Origin of the sequence: Mycoplasma bradburyae (assembly GCF_024338845.1) — a bacterium.
Classification (GTDB): domain Bacteria; phylum Bacillota_I; class Bacilli_A; order Mycoplasmatales; family Mycoplasmoidaceae; genus Mycoplasmoides; species Mycoplasmoides bradburyae.
The window spans coordinates 38,173-62,915 of record NZ_CP101414.1 but is presented as its reverse complement, the minus strand read 5'-3'; the positions used below and the strand labels follow the sequence as shown (position 1 = coordinate 62,915).

Genomic DNA, 24,743 nt, shown 5'->3' with positions numbered 1-24,743 from the left:
TTATCCAATCCTTCCATTAATATAGTCTTTTGTTTTATCGTTTTTAGGCTGTGTAAAAATTTGTTTTGTTGTTCCTTGTTCAAGAACATTACCCTCATAAAAAAAGATTGTTTCATCGCTAACTCTTTGCGCTTGAGCCATTGAGTGAGTTACGATAACAATTGAATAGCTTTTTTTAAGTTTATGAATCAACTGTTCAATTTTATTAGTTGCTATTGGATCTAACGCTGATGTCGGTTCATCCATTAATAAAACTTCTGGTTTTAAAGCGATAGCTCTAGCAATCGATAATCTTTGCTGTTGACCGCCCGATAAGCCGTGTGCTGATTGAAATAAAATATCCTTAACATCATCTCATAAAGCAGCACCTTCTAATGATTCTTTAACAATTTGATCGATTTCTTCTTTATTTTTTATTCCGTGTGATTTTAATGCGTAAGCAATATTTTCATAGATCGATAAAGAAAATGGCGTTGGTTTTTGAAAAACCATTCCTACATTAGATCTTAATTCTAATTCTGGTAATGTTTTTGAATATATGTTTTTAGATAAGAAAAAAATACTACCAGTTTTGATAACACCGTCAGTTAAATCATGCATTCTATTTAAAGAACGGATAAAACTAGATTTACCACATCCAGATGGTCCGATTAATGCTGTCACTTTGTTTTTCTTGATATTTAAATTAATATCTTTTAATGCATGTTTGCTACCATTTGAATATCAAAGATTATAGTTATCAACTTCAAATATATTATCAAAATTATAATCGTCTTTAAAGTGTATTAAATTAGGATCTTTATTTTTATATAAAATTTTATATTTTTTAATATTAGCGGTAATTTCGCTTAATTTTGAACGATCGTTTAGTTTTAATATTTCTTTTTTCTCTAAAATTAAAGACTTAATTTTTTCTTTGTATTGAACTTTCTTTTGAAGGTACAATTCTTTAGTTTTTGGATCTATTTTCTTACGCATTATTTAACCTTTTCTTATTCTTTTTCCTTGATTTTAAATTGTCTATTCAGATCATCAGTTTATATTTATTTTTAAAGATATAAGGAATGAGTAGATTGCTAATAATGATAAATATAAATATTAACAATATTGACATAAAGGCGGATTCAAACATAATATTTTGTGCATTAGCTTTTGTTGAAAATAGTTGACTATAAATTCTTACTGTTAATGTTTGCCCTCATAAACCTAAACTGAAGTGATTAGATGATGATAAACCTGCAGTTATATATAAAGGTGCGGTCTCTGCTAGTATTCTTGAAATAGTAAGAATTATGCTGCTTAATATATCTTCTGTTACTTGCGGAAGAATAATTTTTAATATTGTTTGTGATCTTGAGATGCCTAAAGCATATGACGCTTCTCTTATCGAATTAGGAACGGATGATAGTGCTTGTTGTAACATTCTAATAAATGAAGGTATTATAACAAGAGATATTGTAAGAATTCCAGCGAAAATCGAATTCGAACTCTTACCACCAATTGCTAGTCCTAATGTTTGAATAAAGAAGGTTAAACCAAAAATACCAAATAATATTGATGGTGTGGAACCTAAAGCATCAATGAAGAATAAAATAATTCTTTTAACTTTTTTGTTTTTTGCATATTCATTAATATAAATAGCTACAAATAAGGATACAGGGAATGAAATCAATATTCCAAAAAATATTATTACTAAGGTATTTATTGTAGCTCTACCTGTAGAGTTAGCTTCGAATGAAGTTATGGTTTGTTCTGGACTAAATATAGCGATAAACCCGTGATAGAAAGTATAAATAATTATTCAAACAATGAAACTAATACAAATACCTATACATAAAAACTCTATAGCTAATTTTCATCCATCATAAATTTTTATTTTAATGTTGTTCTTATGTAATTTAAAAAAACTATCCCATCTTTTGTTTAGGCTTATGAAGTAAATAAATGATTTACTTATTCTATAAGGGATAAATAAAATAACATTAGCTAAAAAGGTTTCAATTTTTATGACTCATGGGTATTTCTTTTTGGTTGAACTTCGATTAATAAATAAAACAAAAATGTTAATTATTATCGTAAAAATGAATAAAACTATACCAAATAGATATAAAACACTCCTAAGATTTTCTGAACCATTTTCAGCAAAAAAGTTATATGAAATTATTGCTCCAATTGTTTTAAGACCTGATTGAATAAATTCACTAAAATTTGAATTACTTATTATGTTGTAATTTTGAGATGTTAATATGAAATTTAATGCCATTGATTCACTAATGGCTCTAGATAAAGCTGTTAACAACGATACATAAATACCGTTTCTTGCTTCTTTCTTAAAAATTTTATAAATTGATTTGGTTTTAGTTGTACCTAATGCTATAGATGCTGATAATAAATTTATATCAACACTTTCCAACGAATTATAGCTCATCGCTACTATCGTAGGAATAATCATAAATGTAAGCATTATTATAGCAGTTATTAGGTTTCAAGATGTTTTTGTTTTAAAAATAAATTGAACTAAAAAACCTAAAGAATTTGCGGCAAAAAGACCAAAAACCACTGAAGGAATACCAGCAAGAATATTGATAATTATTCTGAATATTTTAGTTAATTTTTTCTTTAGCCTAAATTTTATAAAAATGGCTGTATTAATGCCGATAGGAGAAGCTATTAATAACGATAAAAATGTAACAAATAATGTAACGCTTAGCGGAGCTCAAACACCGGCTTTTTCTTGAACTAGATTAAAATCAAGTTTAAAAATACTTGATCCGTATGATTGTCATCCAGGGATAGATTTATAAAATATAAATGAAAAAATTCCAATAAAAATAAAAGCAAATAATCAAGCAGTTGTAAACGCAATAATTTGAAATGTTTTGCTTCTAATATTCTTAAATTGATTAAATTTAAATGTATCTGTCATTAGAACTCAACCCCAAACCTAATAGGATTAAAAGAATAATCACTTGTTCAAAATAAATCTTCATTAGCATCTAACAATTCATTTATAGTTTTATTTTTAAGGGATTTATCAATCAAAAACATTTGTTTGATTTCATTATCAGATAGATGTATTAAACCTTGACTTTTATATACTTCATCTACCTTTTCTTTTATAGAATAATTTGAAGAAAACACGGTAAATTTGATAAATTCTTTAATTGATTTTAATTTTTCCTCATTATTATTTTTTAATGAAAAAACAATGTTATAAGGTCTAGTTCATTTATACGATGAATCTCTTACCGATTCTATAGTAGGAGTAACAACTTTATCGTTTATTTTATAGTTAAGAACTTCAAATCCATCCTTATGAATTGCATCTATATTATTAAGAATAAACCCTAAAGATAGATATGTCATAGAACCTACTTTTCTAGCATTTGTCTTAAAAAAATTATAGGTTTCAACATTCGATTCACCTGTAGTAATCGTATTTGACCCATAATCTATTAACCCTTTTAAGGTCTCAAAAGTAGTTTTATCAAGTTCATTATCTTTTATCAAACCTGAATTATGCAAAAAAGCTTCAGCAGTCCCTGAAACAGATGCTGCTCCAGATCTAGCAAACGGTATAACGTTAAAATCTTCTTTAATATTATTTCCAAAGTAAAAGTTTGATAAAGATACATTATTGTGTCCAGCAAATGCTTCATATATTTTCGATATATTATTAGCATCTACATAAAAGTTTTTTGCATCTAAATTATCAGGTTTTTTGTATATTATTGCGATTGCGTCTTTAGCAAGTGTTACAGTTTTTATTTCTTTTTCTTTTCAATCTTTAGAAAGCTTTTTACTAGATAAAACTTGTTCTCTAGGACTTCTAGAAACATTCCCTATATTTGCGGTATCATCTAGAACGCTTGTTATTCCCGATGTAGATCCACCTGCTTGTACTGATATTTCAACTGGTTCATACTTAGCATATAATGCCGATAATGCATCGATAAAAGGTTGAACCGATGATGAACCCCTTGTATTAATAACAACAAAATTTAATGAACAAGAACTCATTAAATAAGATAGTGAAACAACTGAAAAAAATACCGATATTTTCTTCCTAATAAGAGGTTTCATTTTTAGTTATAATTCCATAAGGGATTTTAACAAAAAACAATATTATTTATTTATTATTCTTATTTAATTGATTTGTTTCTAATTCAATAATTAAGTCTCTAAGACTTGCTGCTTCTTCATAGTTCTGATTTTTCGCAGCTTCTAGCATATCTTTTCTCAATTCATCAATCATTTTAATGAATTTATCACCCTTAGCTTTAGTTTTACGAATTGTTTCTTCAATTTGTTTGTGAGATGCTTTGTTTTTTAAATCATCATATATAGGTTTAACAATAGTTTTAGGTGTGATTTTATGTTTTTTATTAAATTCTATTTGAATTTCTCTTCTTCTATTAGTTTCATCTATTGCTATCTTCATAGCATTAGTCATTTCATCGGCATACATAATAACACGACCGTTTTCATTTCTTGCTGCTCTACCTATTGTTTGAATTAAAGCTTTATCACTTCTAAAATAACCAGGTTTATCTGCATCAAAAATACAAACTAAAGAAACTTCAGGAATATCTAATCCTTCACGCAACAAGTTAATCCCGATAACACAATCGTATTTTCCTCTTCTAAGATCGTTAAGAATTAATGATCTTTCTAGTGTTTTTAATTCGTTATGAATATAAGCACACTTAAAATTACGTTCTTTTAAATATTCCGTTAAATCTTCAGCCATCTTAATTGTCGTAACAGTTATAAATGTTCGTTCATTTTTGCTTTTTTGGTTTCTTAATTCATTCATTAAATCAGTAATTTGATCAAGTCTTGAACGAACTTCAATTGTTGGATCTAATAATCCAGTAGGTCTAACAATTTGTTCAATAATTTCATTATCAGATAATTCTATTTCTTCTTGATTTGGTGTAGCTGAAACAAAAATTACTTGGTCAGCTTTAGAACTAAATTCGTCATAATTTAATGGTCGATTTTCTAAGGCTGAAGGAAGTCTAAATCCATATTCAACTAATGTTGTTTTTCTAGATTTATCAGTATTATACATCCCTTTTACTTGAGGGACTGAAATATGGGATTCATCGATCACCATTAATCAATCATCACCAAAAAAATCAAATAGAGTTCAAGGCGTTGAACCTTTTTCTCTTAATTCTAAATGGAATGCATAGTTTTCTATTCCATTACAAAAACCGAATTCTTTAATTGAGTCTATATCATGTTCTGTTCTTTGTTCTATTCTTTGAGCTTCAATTAATTTTTGATCTTTCTTAAATTCTTGAATTCTAAACATTAATTCGTCTTGAATTCTTTTGATTGCAGTATCTCTTCTATCAAAATTAAGAATGTATTCATTAGCAGGACCTAGAACATAGGAATTGTATTTCTCAATAACTGTTGAATCTACAGGATGAATTTTAGCAATTTCTTCTAATTCATCACCAAAGAAACTTAATCTAATTACATGATCATTTACATAACCAGGGAATATCTCAACGACATCACCTCTAACTCTAAATGTTCCTGGTGATCTTGCATCAGGGTTATATACATAATTTAAACGAACTAAATTTTCTTTAAGATCACCTATTTTTACCGTATTATTTACTTTTAAAATGATTCGGTAAAGATCAAAATCTGCTGGGTTAGCAGCAGGATAAATACAAGCAACCGAAGCAACCACAATTACATCATTTCTGGTTGTCAATGAATTCAACGAGGCGAGCCGCAACATTTCAATTTCATCATTTGTAACTGAACTTTTTTCAATATACATATCTGATCTAGGAATGTATGCTTCAGGTTGATAAAAATCAAAGTATGAAACGAAATATTCAACTGCATTATTAGGGAATAGTTCTTTAAATTCTAAATATAATTGCGCAGCTAAAGTTTTATTATGAGCTAGTATTAGTGTCTTTTTTTGTGTTTTTTCAATTACATTGGCGATTGTAAAAGTTTTTCCTGTTCCTGTCGCACCTAATAGTGTTTGATATTTTTTCTTGTTTTTAACACCTTCAACTAGTTTTTTAATTGCTTCTGGTTGATGACCAGCAGGTTTATTTTTTGAAACTAATTTAAATTTCTTTTCCACGTTTCGATATTTTAATTTTCTTTATTAATAACTAAAAATATTATAAATTACCGTTATTTTTACGTAAATTAAGTAAATAAAAATGATAAGCAAAACGCTTATCATTTGTTTTATTTAACTAAAAATTCTTTTATTTGATCCGAACAATCATTAACAACTTTTTCGATATTTTCTTTACCTTCAATGATAGCTCCAGAAGCCATTTCGTGACCTCCTCCACCTCATTTAACAGCTACTGTTCTCACTGAAGGTCCATTAGATCTAAATTCTATTCTTCATTTTTGATCATCTTCTTCAATAAAGAATAATCAAACTCTAAAGTTTTCAATGTTAGCTAACATATTCACTCTAGCACATTCTTGCGATGTTCTATTAAGTTCTTTTTGAATTTCTTTAGAACATACAAAATAAATTACATCATCTTTTGTTTGATAGTTAGCATAAACATATTGTTGAAATTTCATATCTTTAAGCGTAACTTTTGTCAGATTTTGATTGATATAAAAGATATCGGCTTGAGCGTCTGCTAGAAAACCAGCTAAACGATATGTTCTAGCAGAAGTGTTCTTGAATAAAAATCTACCAGAGTCAGTATAAATCCCTAAATATAAATATCCTGCTGCTTTAGGCGTTACTTTTCATTTAGCGGTGTATGCTATATCAGCTACCTGTTCAGCTGCAGCAATATAACTAGAATCAACAAAGAATGCTTTAGCATCTAAATCATCTTCATTTGGATGGTGGTCAATTCTTAATACAGCATCAAAAAGATTGTCATCTAATAATTGTCTTGATTCGATACGATCTTTGAAGTTAGCATCAACAACAATTCCTAAAACTTTTTTATCATTAAATCATTCTGCATTAATATTATCGTGATTCATTTCTAAAAAAGGAAAACTATCTTTTTTATCACCAACTGCTTTTACAGTTTTATCAGGATAATTTGTTTGAATTAATTCTTTTAAACCAAATTGAGATCCTAAACAATCTCCATCTGGTCTAATATGGTGAAAAATAACAATATGTTCGTATTTTTCAATAATTTTTACTGCTTGTTCTATATTACCTTTAATCATATTTTTTACCTATAAATTTATTATCAAAAAGTTCCATTTTGGAGCGCTGAAATTATTATATACACAGCACCATAAACACATAATCCAACAAATAGAATACCTACTAAAAAAGTAATTATTAATAACAAAAGCTTAATCTTGGATGTGCCTTGTTTTCAAAAATTTAAGATTTTTTTCTTCATATAAAATTACCCTTTAATAGTACTATTACCACGCTTACCTACAGCGTTAATAATTTGTTTTCTAAAAATGAAATAAACAATGAACATTGGAACAATAGCTAAAATTGTAGCTGCCATTCTTAAATTGGATAAGATGATAATCTGACCATCAGGATCGCTATTAGGATCAATTCCTTGACGAATTACTCATAAGTTAATCACATTAAAAAATTTCGATTGACTATCTAGTAATAACAATGGTCATAGATAAGAATTTCACGCCGCAAACGATGTTAAAATCGTTACAGTTCATATTGTCGGTTTTACTAAAGGGATTGCTACTTTGAAAAAGAATTTTGCACCACCACAACCATCAATTAGTGCTGATTCTTTTATTCTTCCAGGAATTGCTTCAAAAGCATTTTTAAACATATATCCCGAAAAAATTGAAGCAACATAAGGTGTTACTAATGATATTAAAATCTTAGGATCAGCACGATCATTTCATTCTAGTAATGTAATTGTTCTGAATTGACCAATTAGTAGAGCTGATTCTGGAAGAATCAAGATTGATAAATAAAATAATCAAACTACTTTTTTGAATTTTCAATTTCTTAAAGAAAAAGCATATCCAAAAGTCATTGTAAAGAATAATCTAAGGATTACTGATAACGCTGTAATAAAAGCTGTTACAAACAATGCTGATCAATAACCACCTTCATTCAATACTCTAGCAAAATTATTAAAATTAAAAGAATCAGGTCATAAAATCGGTTTTCGTTGATCTAATACTTGTTTATCCGGAGCTAGCGCTACTACTAGCATGAAATAAAACGGAAAAATAATAATTAAACCAAAGAATAACAAAATTAACGATTTGAATAAAAAACCTAAGATAATTGTTTTCCAACTAGTATCTTTAATTTCTAAACTAACTCTTTCATAGTTTTTATTAATCTTAATTTTAGAAATCCAGTTTTTAAATTTTAGCTTTAATGCGAACATTTCTAATTTTCACCTTTAAAATAATTGCTTCGAATAAATTAACTGAATTACGTAAAAACGCTCCATACAATGCACCAATAACAAACAACACAAGAGTAGCAGCACCAGCAAGACCATAGTCTGCTGATCTAATATTTTTAAAAATAAATATTAGAACAGTTGATGCACCATTAGCAGTAGCAGCATCTGGATTGTTTGAGAAAATTGCTAATGGAAAGACTTGTAATCCTCCTAAAATTCCTATAGTTAATAAAAAACTTATTGTTTTCTTAATAGAAGGAAGAGTAATTTTAAAAAACTGTTTAATTGGTGTCGCGCTGTCAATTGCTGCTGCCTTATATAATGTTTTATCAACAGATAACATAGCAGTTGATAAAATCAAAACATTGAAAGCTAGATTTCTTCAAACGCCATAAATTAAAATCCCTACTAAAGCTTTATATCCATCAATTTCGCCTGATGATAATCAAGGAATATTCTTGCCAATAATTGAGTTTAAAACACCAGTAGATGAATCTAGGATGTATATGAATGCGATTGAAATAGCAACTGATGAAGTTACATAAGGTAAGAAGAAAATTGTTTGCCAAAATCCTCTAGCTATCTTGTTATAAACAAATACAATTGCCGATGAAATAATTAAAGATATTATTAAACTAAGCGGCAAAGAAATTATTGAGTATAAGAAAGAATTTCTTAAACCGATAACAAAAGGCTTGCTTTCAAATAAGGATACAAAGTTTCCGAAACCAAAACTTTCAGAACTAAGATCAGATATATCTGCTAACGGCTTGAAAGCTTTTTCTATCACCATTAAAAATGGCAATATCGTAAATAAGAAAATAGCGATAAAACTCGGGAATAATAACGATAATGGAATTCATACCGAAACCTTTTTATCTAAGATTCCTAACTCTGTCCTTTTTGCTTTTTGTCTTCTTTTTAATAGTCAATTAAAAAACATAATTAGATCCTGTTTGTTGTTTTAGCATCAAAGTAATGTAACTTATTGGTGTCAATATCAAAATTAATTTGATCACCTAATTGGTAATCATGTTTATCAAGTTTGATATTAATTATTTGATCGTAAAAACGACATTTAGCAATGCTTATCTTACCTAAGTTTTCAATCTGTTCTATTATCCCTTTATTAATTCCATCAGGTTTAATAATCACATTATCATCCCTAAAACCAACACGGATTTCGTCATAATCTTTATCTAAGTTAGATAAAGCTATTTGATTTTCTTTCATAAAGAAAATCTTTTTATCCTTAATTGAACATGTCAAAATATTCATTTCAGGTAAACCTAAGAATTTAGCAACAAATTCATTCTTAGGTTTATTAAATAACTCATTCGGGGTTCCGATTTGTTGGATTAAACCATTAGACATACATACAATTTCATCCGAAATTGACATTGCTTCTTCTTGGTCATGGGTTACAAAAATTGTTGTTATATTTAGATCAGATTGAATCGATCTAATTCATTGTCTTGTTTGAACTCTTAGTTTAGCATCTAAGTTAGATAAAGGTTCATCCATTAATAAAATTTTAGGATGTCTTACAATACTTCTAGCGATCGCTACACGTTGTTGTTGACCACCCGAAAGTTTAGTTGGTAATTTTGCTAAATTCTTCGTGATTTCTACACGATTAGCAACTTCTAAAACCGCTTGATTGATCGCTTCTTTTAATGAAATATTTTGTTTTTTATTTAGTTCGTATTCAGCTTTTTCGGATTCACTTAATTTATCAATATTTAACGAATATTTTTGAATTAAATTCTCTTTAACTGCTTTGAATTTTGTTAATAATTCACGGTCAATTCTGCGCATTTGAGCTTTTAAATTCTTAACTTCATTAAATTCTAAAGAAGCTTTAACTCGTTGTTTTTCTTGAGATATTTCTTGTTTGTTTGTATTAATTAATTCTCTGTATCTTTGTTTGATTTCAATTACAGTTTTTTTGTATTCTTCTTTTAATTTATTTTGTAACTGTTTATCATTAGTTTTCTTAGCTTGTTTTAATTTTTCAAAGACATCTTTAGATAATCGCGAGATCTCAATATGTTGTTTTACTGGAAGTAATTTTTGAATCGAATTTAATTCCTTAAGTTTTCTATTCAAATTAATTTCCTTGTTATCATAATCAATTCGCATTTGAATTGGAATATAATAACAGTTCTCAGCTGATTTCATTAAAGTATCAATTTCATCAACTGTTGCCCCATTAGATTTCAATACGATGCTATCAGCCCTAGTTTGTCCCATCATCGATTTGAAAATAGCTTTCTTTTTTCATGACTCATCGTTATAAAGCGGAAACGCAATATTTTCATAAACCGTTAAATGAGGATATAGCGCATAGTTTTGAAACACTAATCCTAATTTACGATCTTTAGGACTTTTATCGGTAACATCAATGCCTGAGAAGTATATCTCTCCACTGGTTGGTGTTAATAACCCAGCAATCGCATTTAATGTTGTAGTCTTACCACAACCAGATGGCCCTAAAAAGGTAACTAATTTACCTTTTTTGATTTCAAATGAAATGTTATCCAAAGCTAACGTCTCACCAAAATCAACTACTAAATTGTTAATAACGATTGCCGGTGTTTCGTTTTTATGTTTTGAATATTCTTCTAATTTGTGTTGATAATTATCAATCTGTATTTCTAATGTAGATTTAGATTGTTCCATTTTGCCTTAATAGTTTTATGACTTGTTTATTATTAATTAAAATAATATTTTATAGCTGATGTGTTTAATTTATTCAAGGAAGTTTCATACGCTTTGAGCGTAATTTTCATCACCTTTTTTAGCGTAAATCTTGTAGTTATTCGATTTAGGATTTAGAAAACTCACTCAACTAGTATCAGCTCCTCTAACTTTATAAATAGTTTCAATTGATTTGCTTAAGTTATTATCAGCCGATCAAATATTTCTTTTATTAAGAATTGCGATGTTGGCAGCAATAGCCACTGGCTTAGTAGCCACATATAACTCAGAACTAGTATCAAGCAAATCAGTAGGCGATTTAATAATGGGAATTGCTAGACCATTTAGCACCATTGTTGTACTGAAGCTAATTGCTGTTTTATTTTCTTTATTGAAGTCGTAATAAATTGTACCCACTAAACGGTCATAGCTTTTTGCATTAGCATATCAGAAATAAACATCATTACCTTCTGGTATCGTTTTTTGAGCTAATTCTGTCGCCTTCTTAGCATATGTTAATTCAGGTTCATCTGAAGGAACACGTTCTTTTTCTTGATTAACTTTAGTTTTTTCTGGGGTATCAATACTTTCAATTCTTATCGCATTAATCTGATCAGTTAATTCTTCAGAATCATTATTCTCATAGAATTGAATTTCAGGTGTATCTCCGTCCCTTCATTTAAGAAGTTTAGCTTTTTTTAAGTTCTTACTAACTTGTTCATCACTAAACTTGGTAACCCCATATTGCTTATATAAATCATCTCAATAAGTAAGGCTATCAGTAGGATCGTTAGAGCTATTATTAGAAACGATATTAATATTATTACCATTATTACAAGAACTAACGATAGGAGCCATAATTCCTAACAGCCCACTCATTATCAGTATTTTATTGAATCTCATATTTTATGAATATAAAAAAACAAAATAACTAAAATATTTTAGATTATTTAGTTATTTTGTAGTGTTTTAGTTTCGTTTAACGATATCTGGAGAAGCTTTTTTAAGATTATCAAAGAATTTAGCGAAATCAGCTTTTGTTGAGTTAGCTGATACTAAAGTACTATCTATAGTTTTTCTAAAAGTACCACTTCTAAAATCAGGAACATCGTTATAAGGAACGTAATTATTGTCTGATTGAATTGACTTAAATGCATCAATTGCTATTTTTTGATATTCTGTCTTATTATCCTTAACATTAGGATTATTTAAGAATTCATTTGTAGGTAATATATACGAAGCTCGATCAACTATGAAGTTTAATGGTGTTCCGGTAAATGCTGGAGTTTCAACTTTACCTTTTTTCATTACAGCAGGAACATTAATGTTACCAGTCTTAATCAATCAATTAATAAATTTCTTGGTTTGGATATCTTCTTTTTCGTTTGCATGGATACCGATTAAACTAGCACCTTGAGTCATAACAATCTCTTTAGTGTTAGCTTGATCGAATTTCTTAGGAGCAATTCTGATATCAGCTTCTTTAGCTTGCAAGCTTTGTTCTGTAGGTACAATCTTCTTTTCAGCATCAGTATCTAATACGAAGGCTGCTTTATATTTTTTATCATAAAGATTACCAAGTTGGTGAATTTTAGGTTTAACAGTGCTATTAAATTTATCTAAATCAAATCCTGTACCGATTCATCCGATTTGAATAGTAGCTTGGTTATCCATAGTTGCAAGAGATGATTCAATAGTTTTTAATCTATTAGATAAAGCCGTTTCAGCAGTGGCTCTATTCATTTCATCTGGAATAGCTTTATTAGTTTCAACTTTCTTCAATTCTTCTGTTAAGCTTTCCTTCTTATAGATAACATAACGTTTTCCTCTATTGTTAAATGCACCAATAGCTCCTTGATCATATTCAGTTTTAGTAGGAGCATATAAATCACTTGTGAATCTAGGGAATTCATACGAAGCAACTTTCATATCAACATTTTTAAACACTAAGTTGCTACCTTCTTTATCATCTACGAAACTTTGGTAATATCCAGAAGTAGATCCTAGGAAGAATGCTAATTGGTGGAATTTTTCTCAGTTAGATGAATAGTTACCACCGTTGTTTAAGAATAAACCATTAGCATCAATTAAAGGTTTAACAGCATTAAATGTATTCATTAATGGTGCAGCTCTATTATTATCATTATTTAATAAAGCATTGAAATCATAAGTTTTACCGTTAGAAGATTTTCTAACAAGGAATTCATTTCAATTACCATTAACTTGAGAAAAACTGTTAGTGTATAAGAAGTTACTTGGTGAGTCGATACCTAAAACCGCTTGAGGATCGATTTGTTGTCTATCATTAGGCGCTTTAAGTTTAGTGCTATATGATTTAGCGATTCTTACAGATAGGTCAATTAATCCTTTAGTAGTATTAAAAACATTAGCATCTAAGGTATAACCTTTTAAACCACCTTCAACTGATTGGTAATCACCTCAAAGTTTTTTGATGTAGTCAGATGAAACTATTTCAGTTGCAGCTGGTTGTTCAGTTGAGGTTTCAGTGCCAGCAGCTGGAGGAGTTTGAGTCATCATAGTTGAATCATCTCTAAGATTAGCTGAACGTGCAGTTACACCTGTACCAGCAGAACCTGAAGCGCCTTGACTTCCTCCAGTAGAACTAGATCCACTTTGTGATCCAGTAGAAGCACCTGTTCCAGCAGCACCAGATGATGCTCCACTTTGCGCATTATTACCGCCAGAAGCCATACCAGCTCCCATATTACCGCTAGCTTCAGGAGCTTTTTCCATAGTTTTCTTCATTTCTTTCATCATAGTTTTAGATGAAGAACCTAAGTTGATTTTAGCTTTTTCTTTTCAGCTATCTCATAAAGCTTTAGTTTCAGGATTATCAGCTATCGTTAAGTCACCCATAGCTTTCGCCTGACTTAATAATTGATAAACAACTGGAGCATTAATAACTAATACTTCAGTTGATCTTGTTAAAGGTAAAGAGTAAATAGATCTATCATCGTTACCAGGGATACTGTAGTTTTCTTCTAAGAATTTATCAGAAAAAATAGAAGCGTCCACTGCTTGTTCACCTTTGTTAAGCTTTAAAGCTTGACCGTGACGAACAAGTTGAGCTGTAACATTTGGATAGTTAAATATTAAGTTAAAGAATTGAGTTTTGTCTTTAGAAGCAAGTTTCGTATTAACACTTTCATCACCGCCACCATATCCTCCAGCAATTGAGAATAATTCAACAGGATAATCTCCTTGAGGTTTTTGTTTGTTGTATTGATCTACAATTTCTTCTAGCGCCTTGGCGATTGGACTAGTTGAAGAATATGTATTTGCCAATACTATTTTTCCATCATCATTTTGGTCGAAACCAAGTGTCTTTGTTGAATTAAAACAACTAGCTGCAACAATAGAAGCACTAGCAAATAACCCTAATGCACCTACCATTTTCTTAAAAACTTTTCTTTTCATATTTATTCTATTTATATACGCTACATTATATTGATTTTAATCGTAATATCAACATAAAAAATTTAGCCATCCTTTTATGGACAAAACGCAAGTTAAATTTTTTAGAATTTTCTTTAAATAATTATCAGTTTTATGATATATATTTAATAAGAAGTAAATTAAGGTTTTATCTACTGATATATCATATAACTAACTAATAAGAATAAATAACCTAGCAACAAATCGTGCTAGGTTATTTTTATCTTATGTTTTGGGGTTGAAAAATTTTTTTATTTAGTTATTAGGAGTGTTAGATTTGTTGTTTTTATCATTTTCTTGTTGATCAACAAGTTCTATTAGATTATCAGCACTAATTTCTTTTTCAACAATATTACCATCTGAATCAGCTACTTGAACAACAATATTTGTATCAACACCTTGGCGTTTTAATTCTTCAAGCTTCTTGATTTCTTCAAGACGTTTAATAGCATCTAATTTGCGTTGTTCTTGTTCTGTGTTGATATCAACATTTCTTGTAGGATTAACAATCGAACATACAGCTAGAATTACTGACTTAGCAATGTTGTTTAACATTGAGTCAAACAGTTTTTTACCCTCTTCAACATAAATGTTAAGCGGAGAAGTTTGTTCTAAAGAACGTAATGATACACCTTCACGCAATTTATTCATCTGATCAAGGTGATGAATTCAAGCATCATCAATTTGTTGAATGATGATATCTTTAAAGACATTATTAGCAATAACAGGAGTCATCACATTAATTTTTTTAGTGATCGCTTCTTTTAGCAGCTTTAATAATGTTTCTTTAGCCGCTGTTAATGTTTGGTTATAAAACACTGAAGCAGATACTTCTTCGTCTTGAATTAATTGTTTTTGAACAGCTAATGCTAACTCAACAGGGTTTACCATTGTTTGGTTAGCTTGATCTTTGAATGTATCAACAAAACCTTCTACGAAGTTTTGTGCCATCTTATCAATTACTTCGGTTAAATCATTCGCAATTAAAATCTTATCGCGTTGTTTATAGATTAATTCACGTTGATTGGCTAATACATGGTCGTAATCAATAAGGTTTTTACGCATATCAAAGTTTACAGATTCAACTTTCTTTTGCGTCATCGATAAGAATCTTGAAAAGAATTTAGAATCGAAGTAATCTGAAGCAAGTTTTTCTTGAGCTTTGATAATGCGATCTTGCGCAAAGCGTTTGAACAATGGATCAGCAAAACTAATGAAGAAACGACTTTCACCAACGTCACCTTGACGACCACTACGACCACGTAATTGGTTATCAATACGTCTTGATTCATGACGTTCTGTACCAATTACATACAATCCACCAAGTTCTTTAGCACCTTGACCTAATTTAATGTCAGTACCACGACCTGCCATATTAGTTGAAATTGTAACAGAACCTACTTCACCAGCTTTAGCTACAATTTGCGCTTCCCTTGCGTGGTTTTTAGCATTAAGCACTTCGTGCATAATGTTTTTTTCATTTAACATTTGGTGAAGCAATTCGGAATCTTCTACACTTCCTGTACCAACAAGAATCGGTTGGCCTTTTTTATGGATCTTTTCAATTTCATTAACTACCGCTTCTCATTTAGTCTTAAGATTACCAAACATATAGTCTGGGTGATCTTTTCTAATTACTGGACGGTTCGTAGGAACTGGCACAACTACCATGTTGTAAATTTTCAAGAATTCTTCAGATTCAGTTAAAGCAGTCCCTGAAACAGCCGCTAACTTTTTATAAAGTCTAAAGAACGATTGGTAAGTAACGGTTGCCACAACAATGTTTTCTGGTTCAATCGGAACCCGTTCTTTAGCTTGTACTGCTTGGTGTAAGCCGCCGTTGTAACTACGACCTTCTAAGATTCTTCCTGTAAAGTGGTCAACAATAAGAATCTTATCTTCTCTTACAATGTATTCTTTTCCGTTTTCAAAGATTTTTCTAGCAGTTAGTGCGTTACCAATCTTATGGAATAAATCAGAATTCTCAAGATCAAAAAGGTTTTTTAACTTAAAGTGTTTTTCAGCTTTATCAATCCCTTTTTCAGTTAATGAAGGACTGCGAGATTCTTGATCGATTTTGAAATCTTCATCTGTAAGTTTTTCTACAAATTTATCAGCTTCAAAATAAAGCTTAAAATCCTTCTTAGGTTGACCTGAGATGATTAATGGTGTTCTTGCTTCATCAATAAGAATTGAGTCACCTTCATCGACAATGGCAAAGTGTAACCCACGGATTTTTTTATCCTTGTAGTTTCTTACCATGTTGTCTCTTAAGTAATCAAACCCTAGTTCTGAGTTAGTTGTATAAGTTAGATCGCAGTCGAATGCCTCTTTTTTAAGATGAGGAGCTAAATTAGCTTTGTTACAACCTACTGTAAGATTTAAACGTTTGAAAATCTTAGCAGCTTGTTCAGCATCACGTTCAGCTAAGTATTCATTAACCGTAACAATATGAACACCTTTTTTCTCAAGCATATTTAGGTATGCTGCTAATACTAGAGTAAGGGTTTTACCTTCCCCGGTCATCATTTCACTGAAATCACCTTGGTGAACTACATAAGCACCGATTAATTGCACCAAGTAAGCAAAATTACCAGTTTCACGATAGATCGCTTCACGAATAACAGCAAAAGCTTCTACTAAAATATCATCAGTAGTCTTGTTATTGTTAGTAAGCTCGTTGATAAAATAATCTGTTTTAGCAAATAACTGTTCATCACTTAAAGCGCGCATTTCGTCTTTAAGTAAATCTACTTGTTTAGCAGCTATTGTAGCTCTTTTTAGGATTCTATTTTTTGGTGAAATTAATTTAAATCAATTAATTAGCATTTTTTATTAATTCTTCAATTTCTTCTTGTGTGTATACTTTTTTCAGATTTAGTATGGTAGATACTGATTTTACTAATGATTCTAGATCCATACTGAAGTAAGTAGCCACTTCATTTGGATTTCCTGACATCCCGAAATCATTAACACCAATTACTAAATTAACAAACTCAAATCAAATATTACTTACACCAGATTCAATAACAATGTTCTTACATTTTTTGAACTCTTGTAAAGTATCAAAATCAGCCAGTTTATCTTTTAACTTCTTAACAGATGGAACCGATATTACATCGATTTCAATTTTTTCTTTTTTGAAGATCTTAGCTAATTTCATAGCTGTATCAGTATCTGATCCTGTTGCTATTAATCTAAGTTTAGGACTCTTTGTTTTGTTAAGGTAGTAATAACCTTGGTCAAATTCTTCAGGATCAACTTTATATTGATTAAATTCACTTCTAGAAGTCGAGATAACAATTGGTTTGTTATTATCTTTATCAAACGCAGTTTTAAGCGCAGTGTATAACTCATAAAAGTTAGCAGGACGATAAACCAATACTTCAGGTATTAATCTTAAAGATGATAGTTGCTCAATAGGTTGGTGAGTTGGACCGTCTTCACCAACATTGAATGAGTCATGTGAAAACACATATAAAGAACTTAAAGAATTAATAGCTCCAAGTCTGATTGCTGGCTTATTGTAATCACTAAAAGCCATAAAGGTTGAACATACAGCTTTAAGACCTTTATGAGCAGTAATTCCATTAACAATACAACCAGCTAAGAATTCTCTTACCCCAACATCAATTAGTTGTTGATCGTAACTATTAATATCAAATCGTTTGTTATTATGGGTTACAACTTTAGTAGAACCTGATAGATCACAATTGACTACTAAAATATTGTCATTTACTTCGGTTAATTTCTTAAAGAATTTTCCAAAAAGATTTCTAGTCGAATCATAGCAATCGACATTGAATTCATTTATTCAACTTTCTTCAAAGATAATTTTCTCATCTTCTACTTGGCTAATGAATTTTTCACGTAACTCAAGGCTTGCTACACCCAAACGTTCAATGAATGCTTTAGAATGTTCTTTACCACGGTTAATCGCGGATTCAAAGTGTTCTTTAACTTCTGAAGAAACTGTAAAAGGTTTGTTTTTATAATCAAATTTAGCTCGAATCTTTTTGATTTCATCACCACTAAATGGTGATCCGTGAGCTTTGTTAGAATCTTCTACAGAACTCGCATAACCCAATTTAGTTTTAACTTCAATAAAAGTTGGTCTGTCAGATTTCTTAGCTTGACTTATCGCTTGAGAAATGGCTTCATAATCATTACCATCTTTAACTAAGATGTAATTTCATTTATATGATTTAACAAGCATCTCAACATCAAAATTAGTTGAATTACTAACTCTACCGTCTAATTGAACATCGTTAGAATCATATAATCAAATTAATTTGTTAAGTTGATATCTACCTGCTACTGCTAGCGCTTCTTGACAAACTCCTTCTTGCATATCGCCATCACCAATTAAGCAGTAAGTGTAATGGTCAATAATATTGTTAAATCTAGCATTAAGGTTAGCTTCAGCCATCGCAAAACCAACTGAAGTAGCCGCTCCCTGACCTAAAGGACCTGTCCCGAAATCAACACCATCTAACATTGTTGATTCTGGGTGCCCAGGAGTTTTAGAAGAGAACTTTCTAAAATTCTTTAAATCTTTTGAATTTAACGACTTATATCCAGCAACATACATTGTTGCATATAATAGAGCACTTCCATGACCAGCACTTAAAATAAAACGATCGCGATTAACATAATTAAGATCAGCTATATCATAGTTTAAGTGATCATGGAATAAAGCATACATCATAGGAGCTGCTGACATCACAATACCAGGGTGTCCAGATTTGGCATTGTTAATCATCTCAATTCCAAGAACGCGAATTGTGTTTATCGATTGTTGTTGTATGTTCATATTAAAAATAAGATTGATCACTATCTCAATCAATCTATGTAAAAAAATTAAATAAAACTAAATTAAATTAGTTTGTTTTCTTTTAAAACTTTTTCAAGTTCAGCAATCGCTGCTTCTTCATCTTCACCTTCAACAGTGATTTCAATTGGAGTGTTTTGCTTGATTGCTAAAGACATTAAATTAATAATAGACTTAACATCAGCAGTAGCTCCTCCAGTAATCTTAAGCATAACTTTAGATTTGTAGTTAGCCATCTTAGAAGAAAGAACAGTTGCTGTTCTTACGTGTAATCCGAATGGATCAATAATAGTTGCTTTAAAGCTTTTCATAGTTTTGATATATCCTTATTTTAGACCTTATATTAATTATAAGTAATTATTAATTATTTGCTAAATCATTAAAACATTCTCTAAGAGAATATAATAGGTCAGAAACCATTTTTATGTTCTCAATTCGTTGAATAACTAATTCATTATAAATAAGCTCATTCGTATAATCCGAACCATAATAAAGATTAAACAAATTAAAGCTCATTCTTAATAATAAAAATGTTTTTTGGTTTTTATTAACTAAGTTAACATTCATAGTTTCTTTTTTAAAAAGCAAATCATTAAGGATTTGATCTTTAAAAATTTTGTTTAAATCGAAGTTATTATTCTTGCAATACAAAAAGAATTTTTCTTTTTGTTCTTTATGTAAATTATTAGTTAAATATTTAGTAAAACCAAGGGCGTTTGTTTCTTTGTTATTAAGAAGAACAAAATCGTCTTCTGATAAATTTTTTAGTTCTATTCAGTAGTAACAATCATAATTATAAGGATAGTTTAAAGATCTCTTAGGTTTACAGAATTCCAAGCAAGATATTTTTATTTCTTCATTGTTTTCATTTGTTAAATCATATTCTTGATAAAAATCCTTTTGATCAAATTTTTTATCAAGGTTTTCAATCCCATCATCTGATGATTTAATTATCGATTTAATCGTTTGTTTATTTATAAAATCATCTGACGTTTTTTTAATTTTAAGTTTTTTTGTTTTTTTGAGCCCAGTAGCTATCGCGCTAAATGAATACTCGCTATTTAATTTATCTCGAGCTTTGATATGTAATATGTAATGAACTAAGTAGATAATAAAACTCAAAATATAGCATATTACATACATAGCTATTAACACATACTTATAATTTAACAAGAAATAAGTTGATATTAATGGTGTTACTAATAAAAACCAACAGATATAAAGAATAATTCTTTTAAGCTTAGGATTTAAAATTTTAGGTACCATAAATTTTAATTACTCCTTCAAGCACCAAGTAAATAAAAACAGTTCCTGGATCATACATACCAATTGATCGTTTTCCATGATAAGAGGCTCTACCAACTTTAGATTTTAATAATAATGACTTATTAAAATTCTCGTTTAAGATCATTTTAATCTCATACATCAATTCTTTTGTTGGTCGATTTTTATTGCTATAAAGATATTTTAAAACTGGGTATAAGATATCAAAAAAACTTTTACTTCCAATCTTTAGTTTATACTTATTTTTACAATCAAGTAAAGAACGATAAAAACATTCAATAACATTATCCCTTGTTAGTTTAACAGTTTTAATATAACTAGCCGCTTGATATGTTAAATCATATAAGATATCACCCAAAGTGGTTTTAATTGATTCTTTAATATATGTCGAAATAATAATCAATGATTCGTATAGATCGGTATTGTTATCTTCTTGGTTAGCAAATCTAGATATCTTATTGATAAACGGAGTTAATGAATAACCAAAATTACCATTTGACCCTTTTTTATCAATTAGATTTAAGAATTGTTCAGAGTATGTAAAATTATCAATAACACGAATCAATACGTTAATAAAATGAGGAGTAGTTTCCATTTTCATCTATTAAATACAAAAAACAGATTAGTTAAGCTAATCTGTTTAAATTTTTTATTCCGCTTTTGGTTGTGGTTCTGGTTCTTTTTGTGAATCAGAATCGGTTGGTTTGTTATCTGAATCTTCTTTAGATTCTTCTTTAGGTTTATCAGCTTTTTCTTGTTCTGCTTTTATTTTAAGAATTGCTTCAGGTAATTTTAAATGCTCATGAATATAATCAATATCGTTCTTAACGATAGTTTCTTGAAGTAATAAAGCCTCAACAATTAACTTAAGTTCTTGTTCGTTGTTCTTAATGATTTCATAAGCAACTTTATATTGATTTTCAAGAATCTTAGAAATTTCACCATCAATTCTTCTAGCAGTATCTTCTGAATAATATTTAGCATTAGGATTAACACCACCTTCAGAAGGTAAGAATTGAGTAATACCTAATTCCGACATACCCAACTGAGTAACCATTGATTTAGCGATATTAGTAGCTTTATAGAAGTCATTAGAAGCACCAGTTGATATAGCATCTTTACCAAAGAAGTATTCTTCTGAAGCTCGACCACCTAAAGCACCAGCGATCATATTTAATAAATCAGTTTTTTTCTTCAGATTAAGTTCAGCATTTTTAGGAGTTGATAAAGTGTATCCACCTGCTTGACCACGAGGAATAATCGTAATTTTTTGAACTTCGTCAGCACCTTTTAAGTGTAATCCAACTAAAGCATGACCTGCTTCGTGGTGAGCTACTTGATTCTTTTCAAATTCACTGATAACTCTAGATTTTTTCGCAGGACCAGCTATAACACGGTCAATTGCTTCATCAATGTCAGAAATCGTAATACTTGTACGATCAGCTCTAACTGCTAATAAAGTAGCTTCATTTAAAACGTTTTCAAGTTGAGCACCGCTAAATCCAGGAGTTCTTCTAGCGATATCTTGTAAATTAACTTTAGAAGAAATGTTTTTATTTTTAGAGTGAATTTTTAAGATTGCTTCACGTTCTTTAATATCAGGAAGATTTACTTGAATATGACGATCAAATCTACCTGGACGTAATAACGCATCATCTAATACGTCTAAACGGTTAGTAGCAGCCATTACAATGATTCCGGTTCTGGTACTAAAACCATCCATCTCTGCTAGTAATTGGTTTAGTGTTTGATCAGTAGCTGATCCAGCTGATATTTCATATTTACCACGCTTAGAACCTACTGAATCAATTTCATCAATAAAGATAATACAAGGAGCAGCTTTCTTAGCTTTTGCAAATAGGTTTCTTACTCTTTTAGCACCAACCCCTACTAACATATCTTCAAACGCTGAACCTGTTACTTGGAAGAAAGGAACACCAGCTTCTCCAGCTACTGCTTTAGCTAATAATGTTTTACCAGTTCCTGGAGGTCCATATAAAACAACCCCCCTAGGAGTTCTAGCTCCCATTTGAACATATTTAGCAGGTCTTTTTAGGTAATCTACTAATTCAATAAGTTCTGATTTTTCTTCTTCAATACCAGCTACATCACTGAATTTGTAAGTAGATTTAGCTAACTTAGCTTGAGACTTACCAATAGTGAAAACGTTTTCACCTTCTTCACCAATTCCGCCAGCTCCCATTGATCTACTAAATCTTCTAGCTAGGAAAATGTAAATGAATAATAGGATTAAAAACGGAACAATACTTACTAAAAATTGAGTAAGAATTGCTGCACTTTGGTCAGGTAATTGAACATTACCTGCTGATAATAATTTTTCAATACCTTTAACACGACCAGCTGATAAGTATGATGACATCTCTGCAGTATCAATATTAAAGTTACTAGGCAAGAACATCATACCTTCTTTAGGTAATGCTGTTAGATTATTAGTTAATACCGCACTATATGACCCACCTTCAGTCACTAATGTAGCTATACCTCTAGTTTGGTTAATTGAAAGGTTAGCTATATTAAATACAGTTTCATTTGTGCTAGCATCAGTTGGTCTAATTGCTGAAATAAAGAATGATTGACCGTTAGAATTAGTAGTATTTCTTAAAAAGATACTAACAGATAAAGATAATCCTGAAGTATAGTTTGTTTGAAAACTAGAATTCTCTAAATCAATAATAAACTGACCGCTTCGTCCATTAATTGTTGCAGCAGCTACTAAATTACCATCTAAATATTTAATATTTGAAATATTAGCTATTACATTTCTTGGTAAAGTATAGAAAAGAATCAAACCGATAAGAATCGACATAACGATAATTATTCCTATCGTTTTCCAAATAATCGATTTAACGTTTTTTGGCTGCTTGGCGTTTTCTGTTAAGCGTTCATTAAGATTTGATGTATTTGACATATTAAATAATTATATATTTTAAATGTTATTTTAATCTTTCAAAACCATATGACCTACAAAGGGTAAGTTTCTTAACTTATCCTTATAGTCTAATCCAAAACCTACTAAGAAACCGTGTGGAACTTCAAAGCAAACATAGTCTGCTTTGATATCAACCTTACGTCCTGAAGGCTTGTCTAAGAAGGTTAATAGTTTAACTGATTTAGCCCCTCTTTGTTTTAGAAGATCTAAAACAATCTTAATCGTGTTACCACTATCAATAATATCTTCAACTAATAAGACATTTTTATCCCTGACATCATAGGCTAAGTCCATTACAATCTTAGGTGCGCCTTGTGATTTTGTTTCTCCCTTAAATGAACTTAATGTCATAAAGTCTAGGATTACTTCACAATCAATTTTATCGATAATTTTTCCAATAAAAGGAATGCAACCTTTTAAGATTCCTACTAAGACGATTTCATCGTCTTTGTAGGTTTCGTTAATTCATTTAGCTGCTTTGATGGCAGCTTCATTTATCTGTTCATTGGTAATTAGAACTTTTTCAATTTCGTAGTTTAATTTCGCCATATATCGCAATCTTTCTATTTATTACTACTCATTAAAACAACACATGAACATGCTATTTCATTTCTAGGCTCTTCGTAACTTTTAGCCTTTACATTTACTTGTTTACAACCAGTTAGTTTCATTAAAGAACTTTTAATTTCCAGTCTAACTGGATCAATTCTTATATCTTGAGCAAAAATTGTTAAATCAATGTTTACAAAATCCAATTTAAGCTTTTTAATTAGTTTTAAGCAGTAGTTTAAAATAGTTTTAGAATCCAAACCTTTATTAGTTGGATCATTTTCATTGAAATACATTCCGATGTCACCAAAAGCACCGCAACCTAAAACAGCATCGCTTAATGCGTGGATGACTACATCACCATCTGAATTTGCTATTACTTGTTGGTCTGCTTTAATAGGAATTCCACCCAAAAAAATCTGGTTGTTTTTCTTATTTTTTAGTTTGTGACTATCAAAACCTTGACCGATTCTTATTTCCATAAATTTTATTATAATTATATAATTATAATTTTTAATTTATAAATTAAGACTAACTTTTATTAGGTTAGCGAAAACAGATATTTTATTAAAAAATATTAATTATG

18 protein-coding genes are annotated in these 24,743 nt (G+C 29.8%); all 18 read right to left on the bottom strand.

The genetic code is table 4. From position 1 onward, the window contains the following. The 18 genes from pstB to ispF all read right to left on the bottom strand — a co-directional run bounded on the left by pstB (nt 1) and on the right by ispF (nt 24,639). Nucleotides 1-978, bottom strand: a complete 978-nt coding sequence (gene pstB / locus NMG68_RS00225; protein ID WP_255034706.1) for a phosphate ABC transporter ATP-binding protein PstB — start codon at nt 976-978, stop codon at nt 1-3. Continuing rightward, a complete protein-coding gene (gene pstA / locus NMG68_RS00220; protein ID WP_255034705.1) occupies nt 971-2,926 on the bottom strand; it encodes a phosphate ABC transporter permease PstA in 1,956 nt (651 codons plus the stop codon). The genes pstB and pstA overlap by 8 nt, the downstream gene beginning before the upstream one ends. Next, a complete protein-coding gene (locus NMG68_RS00215; protein WP_255034704.1) occupies nt 2,926-4,020 on the bottom strand; it encodes a substrate-binding domain-containing protein in 1,095 nt (364 codons plus the stop codon). The genes pstA and NMG68_RS00215 overlap by 1 nt, the downstream gene beginning before the upstream one ends. Before the next feature lie 109 nt (nt 4,021-4,129). Beyond that, the gene (gene uvrB, locus NMG68_RS00210) at nt 4,130-6,121 is read right to left on the bottom strand and encodes an excinuclease ABC subunit UvrB (RefSeq protein ID WP_255034703.1); all 1,992 of its coding nucleotides are present in this window, start codon (nt 6,119-6,121) and stop codon (nt 4,130-4,132) included. A 110-nt stretch (nt 6,122-6,231) separates the two neighbouring features. Next, nucleotides 6,232-7,200 (bottom strand): DHH family phosphoesterase, encoded by a 969-nt coding sequence (locus tag NMG68_RS00205; protein ID WP_255034702.1) that lies wholly within the window; start codon nt 7,198-7,200, stop codon nt 6,232-6,234. A 188-nt stretch (nt 7,201-7,388) separates the two neighbouring features. After that, a complete protein-coding gene (locus tag NMG68_RS00200) occupies nt 7,389-8,366 on the bottom strand; it encodes a carbohydrate ABC transporter permease (protein ID WP_255034701.1) in 978 nt (325 codons plus the stop codon). Further along, entirely contained in the window at nt 8,341-9,330 is a 990-nt protein-coding gene (locus NMG68_RS00195; RefSeq protein WP_255034700.1) for a carbohydrate ABC transporter permease, read from the bottom strand. Before NMG68_RS00195 ends, NMG68_RS00200 begins: the two co-directional genes overlap by 26 nt. Nucleotides 9,331-9,332: 2 nt before the next feature. Continuing rightward, nucleotides 9,333-11,069: an ATP-binding cassette domain-containing protein gene (locus NMG68_RS00190; RefSeq protein ID WP_255034699.1), complete on the bottom strand. Its 1,737-nt coding sequence runs from the start codon at nt 11,067-11,069 to the stop codon at nt 9,333-9,335. A gap of 69 nt (nt 11,070-11,138) precedes the next feature. Continuing rightward, the gene (locus NMG68_RS00185; RefSeq protein WP_255034698.1) at nt 11,139-11,966 is read right to left on the bottom strand and encodes a thermonuclease family protein; all 828 of its coding nucleotides are present in this window, start codon (nt 11,964-11,966) and stop codon (nt 11,139-11,141) included. Between the two features lie 90 nt (nt 11,967-12,056). Then, nucleotides 12,057-14,525, bottom strand: coding sequence for a P68 family surface lipoprotein (locus NMG68_RS00180; protein WP_255034697.1), 2,469 nt, complete (start codon nt 14,523-14,525; stop codon nt 12,057-12,059). A 273-nt stretch (nt 14,526-14,798) separates the two neighbouring features. After that, entirely contained in the window at nt 14,799-17,372 is a 2,574-nt protein-coding gene (gene secA / locus NMG68_RS00175; RefSeq protein ID WP_255034696.1) for a preprotein translocase subunit SecA, read from the bottom strand. Continuing rightward, complete coding sequence (locus NMG68_RS00170) at nt 17,362-19,356, bottom strand: transketolase-like TK C-terminal-containing protein (RefSeq protein ID WP_255034695.1); 1,995 nt, start codon at nt 19,354-19,356, stop codon at nt 17,362-17,364. Before NMG68_RS00170 ends, secA begins: the two co-directional genes overlap by 11 nt. 62 nt (nt 19,357-19,418) lie before the next feature. Continuing rightward, complete coding sequence (locus NMG68_RS00165; RefSeq protein WP_255034694.1) at nt 19,419-19,685, bottom strand: HPr family phosphocarrier protein; 267 nt, start codon at nt 19,683-19,685, stop codon at nt 19,419-19,421. 49 nt (nt 19,686-19,734) lie between these two features. After that, nucleotides 19,735-20,640 carry a hypothetical protein gene (locus NMG68_RS00160; RefSeq protein WP_255034693.1) on the bottom strand — a complete coding sequence of 302 codons (906 nt, stop codon included), beginning with the start codon at nt 20,638-20,640 and terminating at the stop codon, nt 19,735-19,737. Continuing rightward, entirely contained in the window at nt 20,630-21,259 is a 630-nt protein-coding gene (locus NMG68_RS00155) for a DAK2 domain-containing protein (protein WP_255034692.1), read from the bottom strand. Before NMG68_RS00155 ends, NMG68_RS00160 begins: the two co-directional genes overlap by 11 nt. A 48-nt stretch (nt 21,260-21,307) precedes the next feature. Next, entirely contained in the window at nt 21,308-23,587 is a 2,280-nt protein-coding gene (gene ftsH / locus NMG68_RS00150) for an ATP-dependent zinc metalloprotease FtsH (protein WP_255034691.1), read from the bottom strand. A 30-nt stretch (nt 23,588-23,617) separates the two neighbouring features. Further along, the gene (gene hpt, locus NMG68_RS00145) at nt 23,618-24,157 is read right to left on the bottom strand and encodes a hypoxanthine phosphoribosyltransferase (protein ID WP_255034690.1); all 540 of its coding nucleotides are present in this window, start codon (nt 24,155-24,157) and stop codon (nt 23,618-23,620) included. Between the two features lie 14 nt (nt 24,158-24,171). Continuing rightward, nucleotides 24,172-24,639, bottom strand: coding sequence for a 2-C-methyl-D-erythritol 2,4-cyclodiphosphate synthase (ispF, locus tag NMG68_RS00140; RefSeq protein WP_255034689.1), 468 nt, complete (start codon nt 24,637-24,639; stop codon nt 24,172-24,174). Nucleotides 24,640-24,743: the final 104 nt, after the last annotated feature.